21 protein-coding genes, 1 tRNA gene and 1 pseudogene are annotated in these 22,024 nt (G+C 65.8%); 11 read left to right on the forward strand and 12 right to left on the reverse strand.

Going from position 1 to position 22,024, the window contains the following annotated elements; all coding sequences use genetic code 11:
• Positions 1–76: 76 nt before the first annotated feature.
• Both AC6CR5_RS13745 and AC6CR5_RS13750 read left to right on the forward strand, forming a co-directional pair.
• A complete protein-coding gene (locus tag AC6CR5_RS13745) occupies positions 77–622 on the forward strand; it encodes a fasciclin domain-containing protein (protein ID WP_150101825.1) in 546 nt (181 codons plus the stop codon).
• A gap of 130 nt (positions 623–752) precedes the next feature.
• Positions 753–1,499 (forward strand): hypothetical protein, encoded by a 747-nt coding sequence (locus AC6CR5_RS13750; RefSeq protein WP_223821559.1) that lies wholly within the window; start codon positions 753–755, stop codon positions 1,497–1,499.
• A 56-nt stretch (positions 1,500–1,555) separates the two neighbouring features.
• On the opposite strand, the pseudogene AC6CR5_RS13755 reads toward AC6CR5_RS13750, so the two are convergent.
• A pseudogene (locus AC6CR5_RS13755) lies at positions 1,556–2,293 on the reverse strand (YoaK family protein); the annotation flags it as partial.
• 258 nt (positions 2,294–2,551) lie between these two features.
• On the reverse strand, positions 2,552–3,598 hold the full coding sequence (locus AC6CR5_RS13760; RefSeq protein ID WP_200221740.1) for an aldo/keto reductase: 1,047 nt from the start codon (positions 3,596–3,598) through the stop codon (positions 2,552–2,554).
• 319 nt (positions 3,599–3,917) lie between these two features.
• Here AC6CR5_RS13760 and AC6CR5_RS13765 point away from each other — a divergent pair, with 319 nt between their 5' ends.
• The 4 genes from AC6CR5_RS13765 to AC6CR5_RS13780 all read left to right on the forward strand — a co-directional run bounded on the left by AC6CR5_RS13765 (position 3,918) and on the right by AC6CR5_RS13780 (position 6,985).
• On the forward strand, positions 3,918–4,862 hold the full coding sequence (locus tag AC6CR5_RS13765; protein WP_238920621.1) for an AraC family transcriptional regulator: 945 nt from the start codon (positions 3,918–3,920) through the stop codon (positions 4,860–4,862).
• A 169-nt stretch (positions 4,863–5,031) separates the two neighbouring features.
• Entirely contained in the window at positions 5,032–5,595 is a 564-nt protein-coding gene (locus AC6CR5_RS13770; protein ID WP_150101822.1) for a DUF3455 domain-containing protein, read from the forward strand.
• A 92-nt stretch (positions 5,596–5,687) separates the two neighbouring features.
• Positions 5,688–6,257 carry a sigma-70 family RNA polymerase sigma factor gene (locus AC6CR5_RS13775; RefSeq protein ID WP_150101821.1) on the forward strand — a complete coding sequence of 190 codons (570 nt, stop codon included), beginning with the start codon at positions 5,688–5,690 and terminating at the stop codon, positions 6,255–6,257.
• Positions 6,254–6,985, forward strand: a complete 732-nt coding sequence (locus AC6CR5_RS13780) for an anti-sigma factor (RefSeq protein WP_150101820.1) — start codon at positions 6,254–6,256, stop codon at positions 6,983–6,985. The genes AC6CR5_RS13775 and AC6CR5_RS13780 overlap by 4 nt, the downstream gene beginning before the upstream one ends.
• 10 nt (positions 6,986–6,995) lie before the next feature.
• Here the strand turns inward: AC6CR5_RS13780 and AC6CR5_RS13785 are convergent, their stop codons facing one another.
• On the reverse strand, positions 6,996–8,141 hold the full coding sequence (locus tag AC6CR5_RS13785) for a sterol desaturase family protein (protein ID WP_498085713.1): 1,146 nt from the start codon (positions 8,139–8,141) through the stop codon (positions 6,996–6,998).
• A 258-nt stretch (positions 8,142–8,399) separates the two neighbouring features.
• On the opposite strand from AC6CR5_RS13785, the gene AC6CR5_RS13790 reads away from it, so the two are divergent.
• The 3 genes from AC6CR5_RS13790 to AC6CR5_RS13800 all read left to right on the forward strand — a co-directional run bounded on the left by AC6CR5_RS13790 (position 8,400) and on the right by AC6CR5_RS13800 (position 9,823).
• Complete coding sequence (locus AC6CR5_RS13790; RefSeq protein ID WP_006383908.1) at positions 8,400–8,624, forward strand: HP1242/YdcH family protein; 225 nt, start codon at positions 8,400–8,402, stop codon at positions 8,622–8,624.
• Between the two features lie 241 nt (positions 8,625–8,865).
• Complete coding sequence (locus AC6CR5_RS13795) at positions 8,866–9,117, forward strand: BssS family protein (RefSeq protein ID WP_049051161.1); 252 nt, start codon at positions 8,866–8,868, stop codon at positions 9,115–9,117.
• 103 nt (positions 9,118–9,220) lie between these two features.
• Positions 9,221–9,823, forward strand: coding sequence for a LysE/ArgO family amino acid transporter (locus tag AC6CR5_RS13800; RefSeq protein WP_054438643.1), 603 nt, complete (start codon positions 9,221–9,223; stop codon positions 9,821–9,823).
• A gap of 19 nt (positions 9,824–9,842) precedes the next feature.
• Here the strand turns inward: AC6CR5_RS13800 and AC6CR5_RS13805 are convergent, their stop codons facing one another.
• The 4 genes from AC6CR5_RS13805 to AC6CR5_RS13820 form a co-directional block, all read right to left on the reverse strand.
• Positions 9,843–10,310: a carboxymuconolactone decarboxylase family protein gene (locus AC6CR5_RS13805; protein ID WP_006383905.1), complete on the reverse strand. Its 468-nt coding sequence runs from the start codon at positions 10,308–10,310 to the stop codon at positions 9,843–9,845.
• Between the two features lie 105 nt (positions 10,311–10,415).
• Positions 10,416–11,519 carry a glycosyltransferase family 4 protein gene (locus AC6CR5_RS13810; protein ID WP_353630707.1) on the reverse strand — a complete coding sequence of 368 codons (1,104 nt, stop codon included), beginning with the start codon at positions 11,517–11,519 and terminating at the stop codon, positions 10,416–10,418.
• On the reverse strand, positions 11,519–11,794 hold the full coding sequence (locus AC6CR5_RS13815; protein ID WP_024070036.1) for a hypothetical protein: 276 nt from the start codon (positions 11,792–11,794) through the stop codon (positions 11,519–11,521). The genes AC6CR5_RS13810 and AC6CR5_RS13815 overlap by 1 nt, the downstream gene beginning before the upstream one ends.
• A 380-nt stretch (positions 11,795–12,174) precedes the next feature.
• Positions 12,175–12,251, reverse strand: a tRNA-Pro gene (locus AC6CR5_RS13820).
• Positions 12,252–12,418: 167 nt separating this feature from the next.
• On the opposite strand from AC6CR5_RS13820, the gene AC6CR5_RS13825 reads away from it, so the two are divergent.
• A complete protein-coding gene (locus AC6CR5_RS13825; RefSeq protein ID WP_006385462.1) occupies positions 12,419–13,774 on the forward strand; it encodes an MFS transporter in 1,356 nt (451 codons plus the stop codon).
• A 144-nt stretch (positions 13,775–13,918) separates the two neighbouring features.
• Here AC6CR5_RS13825 and pstB read toward each other — a convergent pair whose 3' ends face one another.
• The 5 genes from pstB to ppk1 all read right to left on the reverse strand — a co-directional run bounded on the left by pstB (position 13,919) and on the right by ppk1 (position 20,224).
• The gene (gene pstB, locus AC6CR5_RS13830; RefSeq protein WP_006385463.1) at positions 13,919–14,695 is read right to left on the reverse strand and encodes a phosphate ABC transporter ATP-binding protein PstB; all 777 of its coding nucleotides are present in this window, start codon (positions 14,693–14,695) and stop codon (positions 13,919–13,921) included.
• 47 nt (positions 14,696–14,742) lie between these two features.
• Positions 14,743–15,600 carry a phosphate ABC transporter permease PstA gene (gene pstA, locus AC6CR5_RS13835; protein WP_006385464.1) on the reverse strand — a complete coding sequence of 286 codons (858 nt, stop codon included), beginning with the start codon at positions 15,598–15,600 and terminating at the stop codon, positions 14,743–14,745.
• A 24-nt stretch (positions 15,601–15,624) separates the two neighbouring features.
• A complete protein-coding gene (pstC, locus tag AC6CR5_RS13840) occupies positions 15,625–16,641 on the reverse strand; it encodes a phosphate ABC transporter permease subunit PstC (protein ID WP_035181926.1) in 1,017 nt (338 codons plus the stop codon).
• A gap of 137 nt (positions 16,642–16,778) precedes the next feature.
• Positions 16,779–17,819 carry a phosphate ABC transporter substrate-binding protein PstS gene (gene pstS, locus AC6CR5_RS13845; protein ID WP_006385466.1) on the reverse strand — a complete coding sequence of 347 codons (1,041 nt, stop codon included), beginning with the start codon at positions 17,817–17,819 and terminating at the stop codon, positions 16,779–16,781.
• A gap of 329 nt (positions 17,820–18,148) precedes the next feature.
• Positions 18,149–20,224, reverse strand: coding sequence for a polyphosphate kinase 1 (gene ppk1, locus AC6CR5_RS13850; RefSeq protein WP_020926791.1), 2,076 nt, complete (start codon positions 20,222–20,224; stop codon positions 18,149–18,151).
• Between the two features lie 219 nt (positions 20,225–20,443).
• On the opposite strand from ppk1, the gene ppx reads away from it, so the two are divergent.
• A complete protein-coding gene (gene ppx, locus AC6CR5_RS13855; protein ID WP_006385468.1) occupies positions 20,444–21,931 on the forward strand; it encodes an exopolyphosphatase in 1,488 nt (495 codons plus the stop codon).
• Positions 21,932–22,024 lie beyond the last annotated feature (93 nt).

The raw sequence follows: 22,024 nt of genomic DNA on the forward strand, positions 1-22,024 counted from the left end.
CTGATCAAGCGACGGCATCCAACGGCTCAGGCGCCCCGTATTTCCTGGTGACGGCCAACCCAAAAAGGAGATCGTCATGAAACTGCTAGCCTCGCTTGCCATCGCCTGCTCCGCCCTGACCCTGTCGCCCGCCCACGCGGCCGACGTCATGGTGGGCGGACAACCGATGATGCCCGCCAGGGACATCGTCGCCAACGCGATCAACTCCGCCGACCACACCACCCTGGTGGCGGCGGTCAAGGCCGCTGGCCTGGTCGATACGCTGCAGGGCAAGGGCCCCTTCACCGTGTTCGCGCCCACCAACGCCGCCTTCGCCAAGTTGCCGGTGGGGACCGTCGACAACCTGGTCAAGCCGGAGAACAAGGCACCCCTCACCAAGATCCTCACCTACCACGTCGTTCCGGGAAAACTGGACTTCGACGCGCTGGCCGCCCGGGCCAGGAAGGGCGGCGTCACGGAACTGGCCACCGCCAGCGGCGGCAAGCTCTGGGTCATGATGAACGGCAAGCACAACCTGATCGTCAAGGACGAAAAGGGCGGCGTGGCCAATATCAGCACCTATGACGTCTACCAGTCCAACGGCGTGATCCATGTGATCGACACCGTGCTCATGCCCAAGTGATCGCGGCGAGCCTCGGAGAACGGCCAAGGTCCGGTGGCAACGCCGGACCCTTGCCGTGCGCCGTGCATGCCGGGATTTCGCGATATCGTAGGGGTACCATCCTGAGCCAGAGGCTTGCATGCCGCCGATCATGCCTTCATCTTCCCGCCGCCGCTTCAGCCTGGCCCTGGCCGCGTTGGCCTGCGCCCCGTTGCGCGCCCTGGCGAGCCAAGGGCGCGACACCATCGTCAGGCAGGTGTTCCAGGCCACCCCCGGGCAGATCCGCTATGGCGCGCAACACGCCGCGCTGATGCGGCGCCTGGGCGTGATCTGGATTCCGGTGGAATCGGGCGCGCCCGGCATCGAATTCGAGCATCCCCTGGGCGGCAGGGACACCTTGGCCGCGGCCATGGCGGCGCTGGACACGCGCGACCCCGCGCTGGCGGCGCAACGACTGGCCGAAGTCTGCCGGCTGGTGCCGACCTATGTTCGCGAACTGGGACGGCTGGCGCCTGGCCGCTACGCCGTGCCGCCGGAGCGCCGGGAAATGTTCGACTTTCCCGACAGCGGCGTCGACGCGCAGGGCCGCTTCGAACTGCGGCGCGAGCACCTGACGCTGCTGCGCGCGGCCAGCTGGCGCGAAGCCGGCAAGGACGAACTGGAAGCGGTGCTGCGTGAAGGCGACGCCTTTTGGCCCATGCCGTTCATCGATGGCAAGCGCCCCTATGGCGACAGCAGCCACTACCAGATCGACATGGCGCGGCTGCTGGGAGAACCCTATCCCATCGACGCCAAGGGCCGCGCCATCACCGACCCGGCCAAGGACGCCCGCCTCGAAAGCCTGCATTGGCAGACGGCCGCCGCGCTGCAGGTCTTTCTGGCACACGCCAAGGCCTGAGCCGCGCCCGGACCAGGCGCCAGGGTCATGCAACGCTAGGGGCGCGCAAAGAAATGGCGGATGTCGTCGGCCACCGGCACCGCCGCCAGAACCAGCAGGAACAGCGCCAGCGGCAGGGTCGAGCCGAAACCGTAGTGGAAGAAGGAATAGGCGCCCACCACCCCGCCGCAGAAAAACAGCGTGACCAGCGTGCTGAGCACGATCAGCTTGCCACGGTCGGCCCGCACTCGCGGGCCGCCAGCCTTGTCGTCGTGAGCCAGGTTCCAGTAGAACAGCTTGCCCAGCTCGATGCCGATGTCGGTGACCATGCCGGTCACGTGGGTCGTGCGGATCTCGGACTTGGACACCTTGGTGATCATCGCGTTCTGCAGGCCCATGATGTAGCACAGCAGCATCACCGTGCCCGGCACGTAGAACCAGCGCAGGTCCCCCAGGTTCGCGCCCAGCAGGCCGAAGGCCAGCAGCAGCAAGGCCTCGAGCACCAGGGGCAGCGCGAATTCGCTGGCCAGGTGCGAACGCCGCCCAAAGTTGATCAGCGAGGCCGACGTCGCCGCGCCCGCCAGGAACGACAGCAGCGCGGCCAATCCCTGCAAGACCACTGCCACGCTGCCGAGCACCATGTGATCGGCCATCATCGAAACAATGCCGGACATGTGCGAGGTGTATTGCTGCACCGCCAGGAACCCGCCCGCGTTGACCGCCCCGGCGACGAAGGTAAGGAAGTAGGCCAGCCGCCGGTTGGCCTGCGGTGTGCGGCTGACCGCGGTGAGCTGGCGCAGGAAAGGAATGGCCATGGCGACGCGATACGCTAGCGCGTCGGGCGGTCCCACGGACCCACGTAGCCGGTGCGCGGCATGAGTTCGAGCGCGGCCAGCGATTTGTCACGCTGCGCCAGGGTGGCAACGCGCGCGGTGCGCGGCATACGGAGGCTCCCGGAAATAGGCGGCGCGGCCGGCTGGCCGGCCGCGCCTGGTTCCAGGATTCTACCCGCCCGGCCGCCCCTTCGGCAGGCGGCAGCCGCTGCCATCGACGCTTTACCAGCCCAAATCCGTTCACACGGCGTCGGACTCGCTCAGCTGCTTGCGCCGGAACTCGCCCTGGCGCGTGAACATCCAGCCCGGATATTCCGGTGGCAGGGCGCTGACCTTGTCCAGGGCCGCCAGTTCGTCGCCGGTCAAGCGGATGGCGGTGGCCGCGAGGTTGTCGTCCAGCTGGTCGACGCGCTTGGCGCCGATGATGACGCTGGTGACCGCTCGCTGATGGAGCAGCCAGGCCAGCGCAACCTGCGCCACCGACACGCCGCGCGCCTCGGCCACCTGGCGCAAGACGTCGATGCTGTCGAAGGCACGCTCGCGGTCGACCGGCGGGAAGTCGAACTGGGCGCGGCGGTCGCCGGCCGCGGCCTGGCCATCGCGGCCGTACTTGCCGCTGAGCAGGCCGCCCGCCAGCGGGCTCCACACCATCAGGCCGAGCCCCTCGCTTTGCAGCATGGGCACGATCTCGCGCTCCAGGTCGCGGCCGGCGATGGTGTAGTAGGCCTGCAGCGATTCGAAACGGGCCAGGCCCAGGCGCTCGGCGATGCCCAGCGCCTTCACGATCTGCCAGGCCGCCCAGTTGGATACCCCGACGTAGCGCACGTGCCCGTGCTGCACCAGGTTGTCGAGCGCCCGCACCGTTTCCTCGATGGGCGTGGCCGGGTCAAAGCCATGAATCTGGTACAGGTCGATATGGTCCAGCTGCAGGCGCGCCAGGCTCTTCTTGACGCTGTCCATGATGTGAAAACGCGAATTGCCGCGGGCATTGGCCCCTGGCCCGGTCTGGCCGAACACCTTGGTGGCGACGACCACATCGTCACGCGCCACCTTCAGGTCGCGCAACGCCTGTCCGGTGATGATCTCGGAACGGCCTTCCGAATACACGTCGGCCGTGTCGATAAAGTTGACGCCCGCCTCCAGGGCACGGCCCACCAGCCGGTTGGCGTCCTCCTGCTGCAAGGCGCCGATCTTGCTCCACAACTCGCCTTCGCCGCCGAAGGTCATCGTGCCCAGGCACAATTCCGAAACGAACAGGCCGGTATTGCCGAATTTCTTGTACCGCATGAGTGCACTCCTTCGCAGGCAGGGCGCGGTACCGGCCCGGGATGGGACGGCGGCGGCGCACGGCCGGGGTGGAAACAGTATGCGGCGCCGCAGGGGCCGCAGGCGATGCTCGATCCTGCCCTTTTTTTGCCCGATCCTCCGGCCCGGCCGCCCCCCTCCCCGGCATGCGCCCGATCCTCCACGTTTTTTGCCTATTTCTCCGCATCCACTTGCTGGATGGCATGCAAGCTCCCTGGTTGGATCTACACTCGACGACGCCTGATCCTCCGGCGCCCCACCCGCCACGCGCGCGCAAGGGCGCCTTGCCCGGAGCCCCTCCATGCCTCCCGCCCCCACCGACACGACCACCCCGCCGAATGCCGTTTTCGAACCCGCCCGGCACGAACTGCTGTGCCTGCTCGAGCGCATGACCGGCACGCTCGAAGGCTCGCTCGATACACCCATCGAAGGCCTGTTCCTGCACCGCATCTCGCAGCCGACCGGCCCCAAGCCCGCCTTGCAGAAGGCGGCGCTGGCCGTCATCGCGCAAGGATCCAAGCGGGTGCTGATCGGTGACGAAGCCTACGAGTACGATCCATTCCACTACCTGATCTCGTCAGTCGACCTGCCGGTGGTGGCCAAGGTCTCGGTGGCCAGCCCGACCCTGCCCTACCTGGGCTTGCGGCTGGACCTGAACCCAGAGGAAATCACCGCCCTGATCAGCGACGAGAACCTGCCGCCGCTGGTGCCGGCCGAAGCCTCGCGCGCCATGTGCGTCAATCCGCTTGGCGGCACCCTGCTGGACGTGATGCTGCGCCTGCTCCGCCTGCTCGATACGCCACGCGACATCCCCATCCTGGCGCCCATGGTCAAGCGCGAACTGCTGTACCGCCTGTTGATGAACGGCCAGGGCGTGGTGCTGCGCCAGACCGTGCTGCAGGACAGCCAGCTCAATCGCGTGGCCAAGGCGATCCGCATCCTGCGCGACAACTACGCGCTGCCATTGCGCGTCGAGGAAATCGCGCGCGACGTGCATATGAGCGTGTCGTCACTGCATCATCATTTCAAGCAGGCCACCGCCATGAGCCCGCTGCAGTACCAGAAGCACCTGCGGCTGCAGGAGGCGCGCCGGCTGATGCTGACCGATGATGCCGGCGTGGCCCTGGCGGCCCATGCGGTCGGCTACGAGAGTTCGTCGCAGTTCAGCCGTGAATACAGCCGCCTGTTCGGCACGCCGCCCTTGCGCGACAAACAGCGCTGGAAGGATGAGGCGCTGGCGGCCTGATCCGACGGCGGCACCCTGCTTCAACCGGTGAGGGTGCGCCGCTCTCCGGATCGATCTCACGATTTTCTTCACCCGGCTGCATCCAAAAGCGTTTCCCGCGTGTAGTACCTGCAACGACGCGCACCCCGTGCGTCGTTGCAGACAGATCCCCTATCGCAGGAGACCCCTCATGAAGACTCGACGCATCGCCGGCCGCCCGGCCGCCACATTGTTCGCCATTGCAACCCTGGCTGCTGGCGGCCTACTCGGCCAGTCGCAGGCCATGGCATATTCGCAAGATGGCCTGCCCGCCAGCGTGCAGGTGCCAGCCGGCCACAAAGTCGCCTGGGAAACCGTCGGCACCGGCGAGATCACCTACGAATGCCGTGCCAAGGCCGACGCCAAGGACCAGGCGGAATGGGTCTTCGCCGGCCCGAAAGCAGTATTGAAAGACCGCCAGGGCAAGCAGGTCGGCAGCTACTACGGCCCGCCCGCCACCTGGGAAGCAACGGATGGTTCCAAACTGACCGGCACCCAGGTCGCCGTTGCGCCTGCCGGAGCGGGCAACCTGCCCTATCAATTGGTCAAGGCCAATCCCGCCATGGGTAAGGGCGCGATGACCGGGGTCGCCTACATCCAGCGCACCGCGCTCAAGGGGGGCGTCGCGCCGCAGGCGCCTTGCACCAACGCCACGCTGGGACAACGCAGCCAGGTCTCCTACCAGGCCGACTACATCTTCTGGAAGGCAAACTGAAGCCCGGCGCGTTTCGCGCGGTGGAACTCCGGTAAGATGCCCTATCCGCCGCCCGGAACGCGCCCGGGCCCAACCTTCCGCGCCCCGCGAGCATGCCGAACAGACCTGCCCCGGATTTCGACTACGAAGCGGCCCTCAGAGAGTGCGCGGCCGGACGCCGGCCCGCACTGGAGGCTCTCTACCACCAGGAGGGCGCCCGTCTGCTGGGCGTGGCCCAACGCATCCTGCGAGATCGCGCGCGCGCCGAAGACATCGTGCACGACACCTTCGTCAATATCTGGAAGCGGGCGGCCTCTTTCGACGGTACCCGAGGCTCGGCGCGAGGCTGGATGTACAGTGTGGCCCGCAACCTGGCGCTGAACGCCGTGCGCGATGAACGCCGCGAAACCGGCGTGGACGATGACACCGCGGCCGCGCTCGATATCCGCGACTCGATGCAGGCGTGGCATGACACCCGCGATGCCTTCGAATGGCGCGAAAGCGCTGGCCGCATCGGCCCCTGCCTGGAGCAATTGGAACCGGTGCGCCGCAACTGCCTGCTGCACGCCTACGTCGAGGGCCTGTCCCACAGCGAAATCGCGCAGCGCCTGGAAGCGCCCCTGGGCACGGTCAAGGCCTGGATCAAGCGCAGCCTGAAGGCGCTCAAGGAATGCCTGGCATGAACGCGCCCCCCGAAACCCCGGAAGACATGGACGAACTGGCCGGCGAGTACGTGCTGGGCACGTTGCCCAACCACCGCCGGCGCGAGGTCGAAGGCCGCCTGCCCCATGATCCCACCCTGCGCGCCGCCGTGGCGCGCTGGGAAGACCGGCTACTACCGTTGACCGCGCTGGCCTCTCCCATCGAGCCCTCCCCTGGCTTGTGGCCGCGCATCGCCGCCACCCTCTATGCGCCCCGCCAGGCGGCCGCGGCGCGCGCGCACGGCCAAGCTCGTCCGCGGCTCTGGGACAACCTGGGATTCTGGCGCGCCGCCGCCGGCGGCCTCGCCGCGGCCCTGGCCCTGACGGTCGCCACCCAGGCGTTGCGGCCCGCCCAGGCGCCGGCCACGATGCAGTACATGGTCGTGCTGGTGGCGCCGCAATCCCAAACGCCGGGCTGGGTGGTCCAGGCCCGCGCCGGCCAGCGCGAGGTGAAACTGGTGCCACTGGCCGCGGTCCAGGTGCCCGCGGACCGCGCCCTGGAATTCTGGACCAAGGCCGACGGGTGGGCGGGACCGGTATCCCTGGGGCTGGTCAAGCCCGGCGAACCCGTGCGCATCCCGCTGGATCAATTGCCGCCGCTCGAACCGAACCAATTGTTTGAACTGACTTTGGAGCCCGCCACCGGCTCGCCTATCGGCAAACCCACCGGGCCGATCCTGTTCATCGGCCGCGCGGTGAAGGTGATGTAGCCGCCCCGGCCTACTTCTTGCGGAAAGGATAGGCCTGCTGCGCCAGGAAGGTGCCCGGCATATCGTTGTCGAGAATGCCGTAGTTTTCCGGCAGACGCTTGCCGGTGCCGCGCACCGCCGTGCCGAGCAGGTAGTCGATGAACGAGAGGTGGGCCGCGTAGTTCCTGTCGATCGCCTCGGTATCGGACGAATGGTGCCAGTGATGGAAGTCGGGCGTCACGATCACGTAGCGCAGCCAGCCCCACGGCAGCTTGACGTTGGAGTGGATGAGCACCGCCTGGAAGCCGACGATGATGATGTAGGCATCCAGCACCGGCTTGGAAAAGCCCAGCGCGAACAGCACGCCCAGCACCGCCACCCGCGTGATCAGCAACTCGACGATGTGCAGGCGCGAACCGGCCAGCCAGTCGAGCGTACGGGTGCTGTGATGCACGGCGTGGATGCGCCACAGGAACGGCACCTCGTGATACGCGCGGTGCGCGGCATACTGCACCAGGTCCGCCACCAGCACCGCCACGAACAGTTCCGCCAGGTACGGCAACGACTGGATCGCCTCCTGCAGCGGCTCATACGCGGCCCACGAGAACAACCGGTGCACGAAGAAGTTGATGCACAACAGCACCGCGCCGACCGACAGGTGATTGAACAGGAAATGCTTCATGTCCACCTGCCATTCGCCGCGGAACACAGGCTGGCCCGGGTACAAGGGGAACAGCTTCTCGAAGATGATGAACACCGTGCTCGAGGCCAGCAGGTCCAGGATGAACCAGTCCAGCCCCAGATAGGGGTGGTGGCCGGTATTGGAGGAGGTCACCACGACCTGGCTGCCGCCCGCCGCGACCGCGCAGCACACCAGCACGAAAGCGGCGATATTGAGCCAGCGCTGGCGGCCGAACACGATGTTGGTCAAGGCAATGGTGCCGGAGGCCAGCAAGGCGGCGAACAGCAGCGTGCGCATTGCCTCCACCGTATAGAAACTGCGTAGCTCCGGGGTCGTCAGATATGCCGGGAAATGAAATGCCAGGACGCCCAGTACGGACAGGATCGCCAGGAACAACGCGATCACGCCGGTGATCATTCCCGTGCCGGGGCGGATGCGGCCGTCCTGCTTGAACAAATCCAGGACCTGACGGTAAATGGGCGCGCGCTGATTCATTTCACTTTTATGGCAGACCACGGGGAAGCGAGTGTATCCCCGGCCCAGGCATGCCATGTAAACAAACGTGAGTAGATAAGACCAGGCGACGGCGCGCCTGAACCGTGCTTGCGCCGCGTCAAACCGGCCGCGGCGGCACGGGCGCGGCGGGTTGACTTTGACGGGGCATTGTTATGTCATGGAACCGACAGCTCATTTACGGGCCGGTCCGCCGGCCCCGCGCAGTCCCCTTCCACCCGGATCCAGCAAGAGGCCGTCATGTTCCCTGAGTACCGCCAACTGATCACCCGCCTGAAAGCCGAGAACGGTCACTTCTCGGCCCTGTTCCAGCGCCATAACGACCTGGACCAGGAAATCAAGAATATGGAGGCGGGCATCGTGCCGGCCTCGGACACCAGCGTCGAAATCCTGAAAAAGGAAAAATTGCTGCTCAAGGACAAGCTGTACAGCTTGCTGAAGGCGGCAGACCAGAGCGCCGGCTGACCCCCTCCTTCCCGAGCCCGATCATTGCGCAGGGCGCCGCCATCGCGGCGCCTTTTTGTTGCCTGGCAAGCCGTTGCCGCCACGCTGCCACGGCGTCCGCCGCCCATCGACAGGGTAAAGCTCCTGCCCTTGTCCAGTTATCCAGTCCGATTATGTAGGCGCCCGCTTGCTGACAAATAACTGAATTAATAAAATCAGGCCTTCCGGCCATCCGCCGGATGCGTAAACAGGACGGTGCAAGGTGCAAGACAGAGATTTCAAGGCCGGCGAAGCCGTGTCGCCCGTGACGGGCTGGGCCATGATGCCGCTGCGGGAACATGATTCGCTGCTGCTGCGGCTGGATTTCCTGAGCGATCCTTCGCCCACGGCGATGGGCCGCGCTGGCCGCGGCCGCGTCTACGCCATGACCTCCGAACAACTGCAACTGCTGCTCGATTCGCTGCAGGCCCAGCTCGACAAGCTACAGCCCGAACCCACCCGTCCGCGCCACTGAGCCGCCCGGCGTTCCTTCAGTATCCCTAAAGATGGATTAGCATCTTTAGATTCTCTAATCACCCTGCAGCCGCTAGTCTGTCGCCCTTGATCCAGGGTATGACATGACCAGCGCCTTCCTTCCCGGTTTTTTCCTCAGCCTGAGCCTGATTCTCGCGATCGGCGCCCAGAACGCCTTCGTGCTGCGGCAAGGCTTGCGCCAGGAACACGTCTTTGCCGTCTGCCTGGTATGCGCCGTCTCGGACGCGATCCTCATTGCCGCCGGCGTGGCCGGCTTCGGCCTGGCATCGCATGCCCTGCCCTGGCTGGAACCGGTGCTGCGCTATGGCGGGGCGCTGTTCCTGCTGGCGTACGCGGCGCGCAGCCTGCGTTCCGCCCTGCGCAACCACGGCAGCCTGACGCCATCGGGTCGGCAAGCGGCCGGGCTGGGCGCCACCCTGGCCACCTGCCTGGCCTTCACCTGGCTCAATCCCCATGTCTATCTCGACACGGTGGTGCTGCTCGGTTCGATCTCCAGCCAGTACGACGGACACAAGGCTGCCTTCGCGCTGGGCGCGATGGCGGCTTCGTTCACGTTCTTCTTCACACTGGGGTTCGGCGCCCGCCTGTTGCGGCCGGTGTTCGCCAGCCAGGCGGCGTGGCGGGTGCTGGACGTCCTGGTCGGCATCGCCATGCTGGCGATCGCGTTGAAGCTGGTCTGGCCGTGATTCTGTCGCGCCGCCGGCCTCATTGGCCCGACGTGGCTTTGCGGACGGCGGCCGGCGTATTGCGGAACGTGACGCCCAGGCGATTGAACGCGTTCATCAGTCCGATTGCATAGGTCAGGTCGGCCAGCTCCTTGTCGTTGAACTGTGCCGAGGCGGCCTCGTAATCATCATCCGGCACGCCGCTGTCGGCCACCCGCGTCACGCATTCGGCCCAGGCCAGCGCCGCCTGTTCGCGCCCGCTGAACAAGGCGCCCGCTTCGCGCCACACCGGCACCAGCACCAGCTTGTCCACCGCGACGCCCTGCTTGAGCAGGTCGCGCGAGTGCATGTCGATGCAATAGGCGCAACCATTGATCTGCGAGACCCGCAGATACACGAGGTTGACCAGCTCCTCGGGCAGGCCGCATTGGCGCAGATAGGCGTATACGGCGCCAAAGGCCTTGTAGCCCTCGGGCGCGGCTTGGGCGTAGTCGATGCGTTGGCTCATGGTGAATCCTGAATTCGGCTGTGAAAACGTCATGTTGCGCCCGCATGGCGTTTTCCGGTAGATCCAAGAATCAGGTTGCGTGCTGGGCCATGTGCAACGGCCACCTCATCGCTTCAACCATCGCAGATAGGCGGCTTCCATGCTTTCCGCCATGCCGGCGAGCGAGAACTTTTTCTCGCCGCGCACGTAGGCCGCGCCGGCGGCACCCATGCGTTGCCGCAAGGTCGCGTCGGCGGCCAGGGTTTCCAGGCAAGCGCGCAAGGCGTCGACATCGCCGTAGGGCACCAGCAGCCCGGTCTCGCCGTGCTTCACGACTTCGGGGACGCCTCCCACGCGCGTGCCGACGATGGGCAGCCCGCAGGCGGCCGCTTCGATGAACGAAGTGCCCAGGGCCTCGAACTGGGTGGCAAGCGCGAATATGTCGCTGGCCGCCAGCACGTTGCCGATATCGGCGCGTCGGCCAAGAAAATGCGTGCGCGCCTGGCAGCCATGCTGGCGGGCCATGTCCTTGAGGACGTCGAGCTGCGAGCCTTCGCCCGCGAAGACCAGATGGATATCGGCCGGACCGTTCATCAGGGGCGCCGCCGCGGACAGCAACAGGCCCTGGCCTTTCTGCGGCCGCAGGTGCGCGACGCAGACGATGACGATGGCGGCCCGCGCAATGCCCAGTTCTTCGCGCAGGCTGGAGCGGCCGTCGTTCGGCGCGATGGGAATGGCGTCGGACACCGTCGCGACATGGCTCTGGGGCACGCCGCGCTCGATCATCTGGGTGGCGACATAGTCGCTGACCGCCACCACGCGGTGTGGCAGCCGCGTGTAACTCCATAGGGACCCTGGCCGCTTCGCCAGGTGGCGGGTCCGCACGATCAGCGGCGTGCCCGCGAGCCTGCCCGCCATCGCCGCGATCACCGTATCGCGCCGGCTATGGGTATTGAGGACGTCGAATTTGCCGCGCGCCAGGATCCCGCGGATCCCATATACCGCCCGGGTGTAGTTCGACATCCCGTCCATCAGGAATTCGTGCACGCGAAACCCCTCGGCCTGCAGGCGCGAGGACAGCTTGCTTGCGGGTTGGCAGATCGCCTCGAGCGTATGGCCGCGCTCGCGCAGCGCCATCATTTCCCGGAAGATCCGATTTTCCTGGCCACCGAAGGTGGTTGCCGCCTCGGAATGCATGATCCGCAGGGGCATCTGGCCGCCGTCGCGCATCAGGATGCCTCGCTTTGCGACATCAGCACCATGGCCTCGGCGTAGAGAAAATCCTCGGTCGAGATCACGCCATAAGGGGTGGTGGCCTTTGGCTCGATGTCCAGGCGCTTGTCATGCTGGCGCGCCTGGATATTGCCGGACGGGTCCAGGCACAGGCGCCAGCCGGCCTGCCGCAACCGGGTCATGGTGGAGGAAGGTTCCAGCACGGTCAGCGCATAAGGCTCGGCCGCTTCGGAAATGTGTGACGGAATCGCGCTGGCCAGCCCTACGTCCACGAGCCGCGGAGCCTTGCCATTGCCAGGATCGAAAGAAAACCGAAACAACGCGGGTAGCCGAAGGCCCTGAAAATGCGGCATAAGAATGTTTCAATTGAATAATTGTTGTCGCATTTTAACAAACTGTGTCCAACATCCCGGCTTCGGCGCGTAACGCGTCAACTTCCTGGTCTTATATTTTTCCCATCAGCCTCCAGCGGCAGGGACAAGCTCGGCCGGGGCAGGCGGCAGCTTACCATTTCCTGAATGAACAGGTTGCCAAAGCCACGGAGCGGACAACCGCTTGATAAACGCCCGTTCCGCTTATCGCCGCAAAAAAACTCGAGCGGGAAACGACAAAGGCCGTTAGTGAACGCGTTCACTAACGGCCTTCTGATTCCTGGTCGGGGCGGCGGGATTCGAACTCGCGACCCTCTGCTCCCAAAGCAGATGCGCTACCAGGCTGCGCTACGCCCCGAGGGTCGCAACTATACCAGATACCGGCGCCATCCCCGATCACATCGGTAGCAGGCCGCCGCTCCGCGCCCGTCGGGCGCCTCCTGATTGACACCTATATAGTTGAAGCATAAATTAAATGCGGCCCTCAGAGCCCCACTACTCATAACGACATTCATCGGGAAACACATGGCAAACGCCTCCACTCCGTCCGCCTGGGCCACGCCCGCGCGGACCACCTACACCGTGCTGTTCGTTTGCTGGCTGGCCATCCTGTTCGAGGGCTACGACGTCGGCGTCATGGGCGCGGTGCTGCCGGCATTGGCCGATGACAAGAGCTGGAATCTCAGTTCGATCGAACTGGGCATGCTGGGCAGCTATGCGCTGGCAGGCATGTTCGTCGGATCGTTCGCGGTGGGCACGCTGTCCGACCTGCTGGGCCGTCGGCGCATGCTGCTGGCCTGCGTGACGCTGTTCTCCCTGACCATGATCGGCGCGGCCTGGGCGCCCACCCCGACCTGGTTCGCGGCCTTCCGCTTCATCGGCGGCCTGGGGCTGGGCGGCGTGATCCCGGTGGCGGCGGCATTGACGATCGAGTATTCACCACCCGCAAAGCGCGGCTTCAACTACGGCGTCATGTACTCCGGCTACTCGCTCGGCATCCTGTGCTCGGCCGCGGTGGCCATGGCGGTGCTGCAGCACTGGGGCTGGCGCGCGGTGATCCTGGTGGGCGCGGCGCCGCTGCTGCTGGTGCCGGTGCTGGCGCGCCTGCTGCCCGAGTCGCTCGAATACCTGCTGGCCAAGGGCGACGAGGCCGGCGCCCGCGCCATGGCGCAGCGCCTGGGCATCGCCTCGCTGGAGCCGTTCCGTCCGCGCGAGGTGACGGGCGAGAAGACCACCTGGCGCGATGTGATGGCCGCGGTTTTCGCGCCGCGCCATCTGCGCGCCACCCTGTGCTTCTGGGGAGCGCTGTTCCTGGGCATGATGCTGGTGTACGGCCTGAACACCTGGCTGCCGCAGATCATGCGCAAGAACGGCTACGACCTGGGGTCGAGCATCTCGTTCCTGCTGGTCTTCAGCCTGGCCTCCGCGATCGGCGGCCTGGTGCTGGGCCAGTTCGCCGACAAGAGCGAACCGCGCAGGATCGTGGCGCTGTTCTATCTGGTGGGCGCTATCGGCATCTATTGCCTGACCTACAACAATCCGCTGGCGGTCAACTACCTGTGGGTGGCGCTGGCCGGGATCGGCAGCATTTCGTCTTCGCTGATCCTGACCGGCTATCTGGCGGGCTACTACCCGGCGCATGCGCGTGGCGCCGCCACCGGCTGGGCGCTGTCGTTCGCCCGCATCGGCGCGATGAGCGGCCCCATCGTCGGCGGCTATCTGGCCGGGCTGCAGCTGCCGCTGGCATGGAATTTCATGGCGTTCTCGTGCGCGGCGGTGCTGGCGGCGGTGTTCGTGATCCTGATCCCGGGGCGCTACGCCGGTGGCGCGTCGGCGCAACCCGCGGCCGGCGCGCGGACGCTGGAACAGCAGCGTTCCTGATACTGCCCATCTGCCGGGCGAGCAACGCAGGCCAGCGGAAATGACAACGGCGCGCCCTTCCGGGCGCGCCGCCGATACCACCGTGATGAAGCGCCGCGGGAGCGTCGCCCGCCGGTTGCCCGCCAGGCGCGCTCCCGCCGCCGATCAGCCGAAGCGGCCGGTGATGTAGTCCTCGGTTTCCTTGCGCGACGGCTTCACGAAGATCTGGTCGGTCTGGCCGAATTCCATCAGCTCGCCCAGGTACATGTAGGCCGTGAAATCCGAACAGCGGGCGGCCTGCTGCATGTTGTGGGTCACGATGACGACGGTGTAGTCGTTCTTCAGTTCGGCGATCAGTTCCTCGATCTTGGCGGTCGAGATCGGATCCAGGGCCGAACACGGCTCGTCCAGCAGCAGCACTTCCGGCTTGATGGCCACGCCGCGCGCGATGCACAGGCGCTGTTGCTGGCCGCCCGACAGGCTGTTGCCGCTCTGATGCAGCTTGTCCTTCACTTCGTTCCAGAGCGCGGCCTTGCTCAGCGCCCACTCCACGCGCTCGTCCATCTCGCCCTTGGACAGGCGCTCGAACAGGCGCACGCCGAAGGCGATGTTGTCGTAGATGCTCATGGGAAACGGCGTGGGCTTCTGGAACACCATGCCGACCTTGGCGCGGATCAGCGAGATATCGGTCTTGGCGGTCAGCAGGTTCTCGCCGTCCAGGATGATCTCGCCCTCGGCGCGCTGGCCCGGGTACAGCTCGAACATGCGGTTGAAGGTGCGCAGCAGCGTCGACTTGCCGCAGCCCGACGGGCCGATGAAGGCGGTGACCTTCTTCTCCTGGATCGACATGTTCACATTGCGGATCGCATGGAACTTGCCGTAGTAGAAGTTCAGGTTCTTGACCTCGATCTTGTTCTTGACGGCGGTGGCGGTGTTTTCCATTTGGTTTCCCTAGGTCCGGCGCGGCACGCGCGCCGGCAAAGCGATCTTTATTTGCGGAACATGTTGCGGGCGATGATGTTGATGCCCAGCACCAGCAGCGTAATCAGGGTGGCGCCGGCCCAGGCCAGGTCGTTCCAGTCCTTGAAGGGGCTGGCGGCGTATTGGTAGATCACGACCGGCAGGTTGGCCATCGGGCCGTTCATGTTGGTCGACATGAACTGGTTCGACAGCGCGGTGAACAGCAGCGGCGCGGTTTCGCCCGAGATGCGGGCAATCGCCAGCAGCACGCCGGTGATGATGCCGGTCTTGGCGGCGCGATAGCACACCAGGGTGATCATGCGCCACTTCGGGCAGCCCAGCGCGGCCGCGGCTTCGCGCAGGCTGTTGGGCACCAGCAGCAGCATGTTGTCGGTGGTGCGCACCACCACCGGGATCACCAGGATCGACAGCGCGATGGCGCCGGCCCAGCCCGAATAGTGCCCGACCTGCGCCACGTACACGGCGTAGATGAACAGACCGATGATGATGGACGGGGCCGACAGCAGCACGTCGTTCAGGAAGCGCGTGGCCGGCGCCAGCCAGCCGCGCTGGCCGTATTCGGCCAGGTAGGTGCCGGCCAGGATGCCGACCGGCGTGCCGATCAGCGTGCCCACGCCCGCCATCATCACGCTGCCGAAGATGGCATTGACCAGCCCGCCGGACTGCCCGGGCGGCGGCGTGATCTCGGTGAAGAGCGTGTACGACAGCGCCGGCGCGCCCTTGAGCAGCAGCGTCAGGATGATCCAGAACAGCCAGAACAGGCCGAACACCAGGGTGCCAAGCGAGATGGTCAGCATCACGCGGTTGACCACGCGGCGCCGGCGGTAGACGCCGTTTTGCATATTGAGTACGGATACAGCAGCCATGATCTTTTCCTTGTGCGGCGCCGGTCAGGTACGCTTGCCTTCACCGGCCGACAGGCGGACCAGCAGCATCTTGGCAAGCGCCAGCACGATCGTGGTGATCAGGAACAGGATCAGGCCCAGTTCCAGCAACGCCGACTTCTGGATGCCGCCGGCTTCATTGAATTCGTTGGCCAGGGCCGAGGCGATCGAGTTGCCCGGGGAGAACAGCGAACCGGACCACTTGAAGGCGTTGCCGATCACGAAGGTCACCGCCATGGTCTCGCCCAGCGCGCGCCCCAGGCCCAGCATGATGCCGCCGATGACGCCCGACTTGGTGAACGGCAGCACCACGCGCCACATCACTTCCCAGGTCGTGCTGCCCAGGCCGTAGGCCGATTCCTTCAACATGGCCGGCACCAGTTCGAACACGTCGCGCATCACCGCGGCGATGAACGGGATGATCATGATCGACAGGATCAGCCCGGCGGTGAAGATGCCGATGCCGAATGGCGGCCCCGCGAAGATGCCGCCGATGATGGGCACGCTGCCCAGCGTGGCGATCAGGAAAGGCTGCACGTATTGCTGGAACACCGGCACGAAGACGAACAGGCCCCACATGCCGTAGATGATCGACGGAATCGCCGCCAGCATCTCGACCGCGGTGCCCAGCGGGCGGCGCAGCCAGGTCGGCGACAGTTCGGTCAGGAAGATGGCGATGCCGAACGACACCGGCACCGCGATGATCAGGGCAATGGCCGAGGTCAGCAGCGTGCCGATGATGGGCACCACCGCGCCATAGTTCTGCTTGACGGGGTCCCAATCGTTGAGCCACAGGAACGACAGGCCGTACTTGGCCAGCGATTCGCGGCTGCCGTAAATCAGGGAAACGAGGATCGCCGCCAGCAGGATGAACACCAGGAAGGCGAACAGGCGGGTCAGGTTCTTGAACAGCGCATCCATCAGCGCGTTTTTGTTTTGCTTCATAGGCGAAGGCGTGCCGGTAGTCACGGAGTCCGCCACGCTGGGCGGAAGCGGCACACTATTATCCATTACCGCGCTCATGGATGGACTTTCCTTAGGAAACCGTGGGGGAAACGACGAATGGGTCCGGGAGACCCGCCCCGACGTCCGGCGAACCGGATGCCGGGGCAGTTGGCAGATGCCGGCGCGTGGCTGGACCGTCGCGCCGGGCAACCGCTTTACTTCCAGACGGCCTTGCCGTCGGCGGACTTGACCTCGCCCCAGGCGGCGCGGATTTCCTTGGTGACGGCTTCCGGCAGCGGCACGTAGTCCATGGCTTCAGCCGACTTGGCGCCGTTCTTGAAGGCCCAGTCGAAGAAGTCCAGCACGGCCTTGCCTTGCACCGGCTTGTCCTGCGACTTGTGGACCAGGATGAAGGTGGCGGCGGTGACGGGCCACGAATCGGCGCCCGGCTCGTCGGTCAGCACCACGCCCATGCCAGGCGCGCTCTTCCAGTCGGCGTTCGCGGCAGCGGCGGCGAAGGCCTTCTGTTCCGGCTGGACGAACTTGCCGGCCTTGTTCTGCAGTTGGGTCCAGGCCAGCTTGTTCTGCTTGGCGTAGGCGTATTCGACGTAGCCGATCGAGTTCTTCAGCTGGCCGACGTAGGCAGCGACGCCTTCGTTGCCCTTGCCACCCTGGCCCACGGGCCACTTGACGGCCTTGCCTTCGCCGACTTGTTCTTTCCACTCCGGCGACACCTTGGACAGGTAGTTGGTCCAGCCGAAGGTGGTGCCCGAACCGTCCGAACGGTGCACGACGATGATGTCGGCCGACGGCAGCTTCAGGTCGGGGTTCAGCGCCTTGATGGCGGCATCGTCCCACTTCTTGATCTTGCCCAGGAAGATGTCGCCCAGGACCTTGCCCGACAGCTTCAGCTTGCCCGGCTCGATGCCGTCGATGTTCACCACGGCCACGGTGCCGCCGATGACGGCCGGGAATTGCAGCAGACCATTCTTTTCCAGGTCGGCGGCCTTCATGGGATCGTCCGAGGCGCCGAAATCGACGGTCTTGGCGATGATCTGTTGCTGACCGCCGCCCGAGCCGATCGACTGGTAGTTCACGGCGTTGTTGGTGGCAGCCTTGTAGTCCGACGCCCACTTGGCGTAGATCGGGTACGGGAACGAAGCGCCGGCGCCGGTCACATCGGCGGCCTGGACGGCGAAAACGGCGGCGCTCAGCGCGACACCCAGGGAAACTTGTTTGAAGACACGTTTGAACATCTTGGTTCCTTCTGTGCTCGTTAGAGGAGTCTTTGGCAGGCTTTCCACTGCCTGTCTTTCAGCGACCCTCGCATCTTAGAAGTCCAACGTGACAGGATAGTGACAGTCATATACCCCCCCCGGAGCGCTGCGCGCTTCCCCCCCAGGGGGGCGCCGGTGGCGGACCGGCGGAGCCGGATCCGCGCGGCCTGGCTTGGGAGGGGCCGGTTGGGATGGGGGGGCGGCTTGCTGGTGGGGATGTGGGGACGGGTTGCTCGCTCTGGCCAGGCGTGCCTTTTGCCGGGTGTCCCGCTATGCGGAAATGGGGCGCGAGTTGCCCCGGCCTGGTGTTACACGCCCAGTTTCTGCATCAGGTATTGGTGCAGATTGAAGGGTTCGCGGCGGCTGCGGACGCGGACGTAGTCGCCGTCGGCCTGTTGTTGCCAGGCGAGCTGGTTGTCGCGCAGGGCGAAGGTGAAGGCCTCGTCGATGACGCGCTTTTTGAGGGTCTTGTCGTAGATCGGGAAGGCGATTTCGACGCGGCGGAAGAAGTTGCGGTCCATCCAGTCGGCCGAGGACAGGTACACCGTCTCGGCGCCGTCGGCATAGAAATAGAAGACGCGCGAGTGCTCCAGGAAGCGGCCGACGATGGAACGCACCCGGATGTTTTCCGACAGCCCCGGCACCCCCGCGCGCAGCGCGCAGACGCCGCGCACGATCAGGTCGATCTTCACGCCGGCCTGGCTGGCCTTGTAGAGTTCCTCGATGATCTGCTCTTCCAGCAGCGAGTTCATCTTGGCCATGATGCGGGCGCGCTGGCCCGCCTTGGCGGCGCGCGCCTCGGCGCGGATCAGCGCCACCATGCCGTCATGCATGGTGAAGGGCGACTGCATCAGCGACTTGAGCGCGCGGCGCGCGCCCAGGCCGGTCAGCTGCGCAAACACCTTGTCCATGTCCTCGCACAGCTTCGGATCGGCGGTCAGCAGGCCGAAATCGGTATACAGGCGCGCCGTGCGCGGATGGTAGTTGCCGGTGCCCAGGTGGGCATAACGGCGCAGGCGGCCCTTTTCGCGCCGCAGCACCACCGCCATCTTGGCGTGGGTCTTGTGCGCGACCACGCCGTACACCACGTGCGCCCCCACCTCTTCCAGCTTGGAGGCCCAGTTGATGTTGGTCTGTTCGTCGAAACGCGCCATCAGCTCCACCACCACCGTCACTTCCTTGCCGGCGCGCGCGGCGGCCAGCAGGATCTTCATCAGCTCGGAATCCTCGCCGGTGCGGTAGATGGTCTGCTTGATGGCCATCACGTCCGGATCCAGCGCGGCGGCGGTCAGGAAGTCGATGACGGGCTGGAACGACTGATAGGGGTGGTGCAGCAGGCGGTCCTGCTCGGCCACGGCCTCGAACAGCTCGGCCGGCTTGTCACCGACGCGGTCGAACGGCGCCGGCACCGGCGCGCGGTAGTCGGGGAACAGCAGGTCGGGCCGGTTGGGCGAATTGCACAGCTGCATCAGGCGCGACAGGTTCACCGGCCCCGGCACACGGTAGGTGTCCTCGGGCTTGAGCGAGAATTCGCGCTGCAGGAAGGTTTCCAGCTCAACCGGGGTCAGCTTGTCGATCTCCAGCCGCACCGCCGCGCCGAAGTTGCGCTGCGACAGCTCGCCCTGCAAGGCGTGGCGCAGGTTGGTGACTTCTTCCTCGTCCACGAACAGGTCGCTGTTGCGCGTCACCCGCCACTGGTAGCAGCCCAGCATTTCCAGGCCCGGGAACAGCTCGCCGACGAAGGCGCGCAGCAACGAGGTCAGCAGGATGTAGCCTTCCGGATGGCCGGACAGCTCGGGCGGCATCTTGATCAGGCGCGGCAGCGCACGCGGCGCCTGCACCACGGCGATAGAGGCCTGGCGGCCGAAGGCGTCGGCGCCGGACAGGGAAACGATGAAGTTCAGGCTCTTGTTGTAGACCCGCGGAAACGGGTGCGCCGGGTCCAGCCCGATCGGGGTCAGCAGCGGCATGACGTCGCGGTTGAAGACCTCGCGCGCCCATTCCTGCTGCTCGGCATTCCATTCCGACGCATGATGCAGCGCGATGCCCTCGGCCTGCAGCGCCGGCAGGATGGCGTCGTTGAGCAACGCATACTGGCGCCCCACCAGTTCGTGCACCGCCTGCTGGACGTTCTCGAACGCCTGGTCGGGCGTCATGCCGTCCGGCCCCACCAGGTTGGGCGACTGGCGCTGCTGCTCTTTCAGGCTGGAGATCCGGATCTCGAAGAACTCGTCCAGGTTGGAACTGACGATGCACACGTAGCGCAGCCGTTCGAGCAGGGGCGTGCCGGGATTTTCCGCCATCGCCAGCACGCGCTCGTTGAATTTGAGCAGCGACAATTCACGGTTCAGCAGCAGCGGCTCGGCGGGCGGGCGAGTGGTCATACCGGATTCCATACGTAAGGAAAGCGTGGAGTTTTACTTCAAAAGAGTGACGGTTCTATGACACAACGCCAAATGCGTAGCGTACGACAAAACCGGGACGTATGGCGCATGGTCTCCCGGCGCCAACTATCTGTTCCATAAGCGAAAACCCGCGGGGGCCGGCGCTGTCATATGGGGTCTCTATAATCAGGCCACCTCACAGCCAAAATCACGAGCCGCATGGATCAACTTCTGGCCGCCGTGGACCTCGGGTCCAACAGCTTCCGCCTCTCCATCGGACGCATCGTTCAGCAGGACGGTACGCCCCAGATCTACCAGATCGACCGCCTCAAGGAAACCGTCCGGCTCGCCGCCGGGCTGGACGCCGAAAAACGCCTGGGCGACGACGCCATCGAGCGCGCCATCGCCGTCCTCGAACGTTTCGGCGATCGCCTGCGCAGTTTCCATCCCAACCGCGTGCGCGCGGTGGCGACCAACACCTTCCGGGTCGCGCGCAACACCCGCGATTTCCTGCCCCGGGCCGAGGCTGCCCTGGGCTTTCCCATCGAAGTCATCGCCGGCCGCGAAGAGGCCCGCCTGATCTTCTCGGGCGTGGTCCATACCCTGCCTCCTTCGCCCAACAAGCGGCTGGTGATCGACATCGGCGGCGGCTCCACCGAGGTCATCATCGGCAAGGGCCACGAGCCCGGCTTGATGTCGTCCCTGTATATGGGCTGCGTCAGCTACAGCCGGCAGTTCTTCTCGGATGGCATCGTCGACGCCCACCAGATGAAGCAGGCCGAACTGGCCGCCCGGCGCGAGATCGAAGTCATCGCCAAGCAGTACCGCAAGACGGGCTGGAAGGAAGCCTACGGCTCGTCCGGCACCGCCAAGGCGCTGTTCGCCATCCTCACCGAAGGCGGCATGTCCGACCGCGGCATCACCCGCGCCGGCCTGAGCAAGCTGAAGGACCGCATCGTGCGCGCCGGCCGCGTCATCCCGTCGGAACTGCCCGGCATCAAGGTCGAGCGCGCCGACGTGCTGCCGGGCGGGCTGGCCATCATGAGCGCGCTGTTCGACGAGCTTGGCATCGACGTCATGCACACTGGCGACGGCGCCCTGCGCCTGGGCGTGCTGTACGACCTGCTCGGCCGCGACGACGAACACGACAAGCGCGACGAATCGGTGCGCCAGTTCGTGAAGCGCTACCACGTCGATGTCAACCAGGCCCGGCGCGTGCGCCACGCCGCGCTCAGCCTGTTCGACGCGATGATGCCCGAAGGCGCCGAACGCACCGAATTGCGCGCGGCCCTGGGCTGGGCCGCCGACCTGCACGAAGTCGGGCTGTCGATCGCCCACAACGCCTATCACAAGCACACCGCCTACGTGCTTGAAAACGCCGACATGCCGGGCTTTTCCCGCGCCGACCAGCAGTTGCTGGCGCTGCTGGCGCTGGGCCACCAGGGCAAGCTGGGCAAGCTGGAACCGCTGGTGCGCAACCGCGCCCAATGGATGGCCATCCTGAGCCTGCGGCTGGCCGTGCTGCTGTTCCGCCGCCGCGGTGAAATCGAACCGCTGCCCCTGACCGCGTCCATGCGCAACGATTCCATCGTGGTACGCGTGAACCGTGACTGGCTGGCGCAACACCCGCTCAGCGACTTCACGCTGCGGGCGGAAGAAGCGGAATGGTCGAAGGTCGGCTTCTCGTTCGAGCTGCTCGAGTTCTGAAAACGACAAGGCCCCGGAAATATCCGGGGCCTTTTGCCATGCAACGGCGGGGGGCGGCTAGAACGGCGACAGGTCGGTCTGGCGATCGAGCTG

This window comes from Achromobacter sp. EG18 (assembly GCF_059759395.1).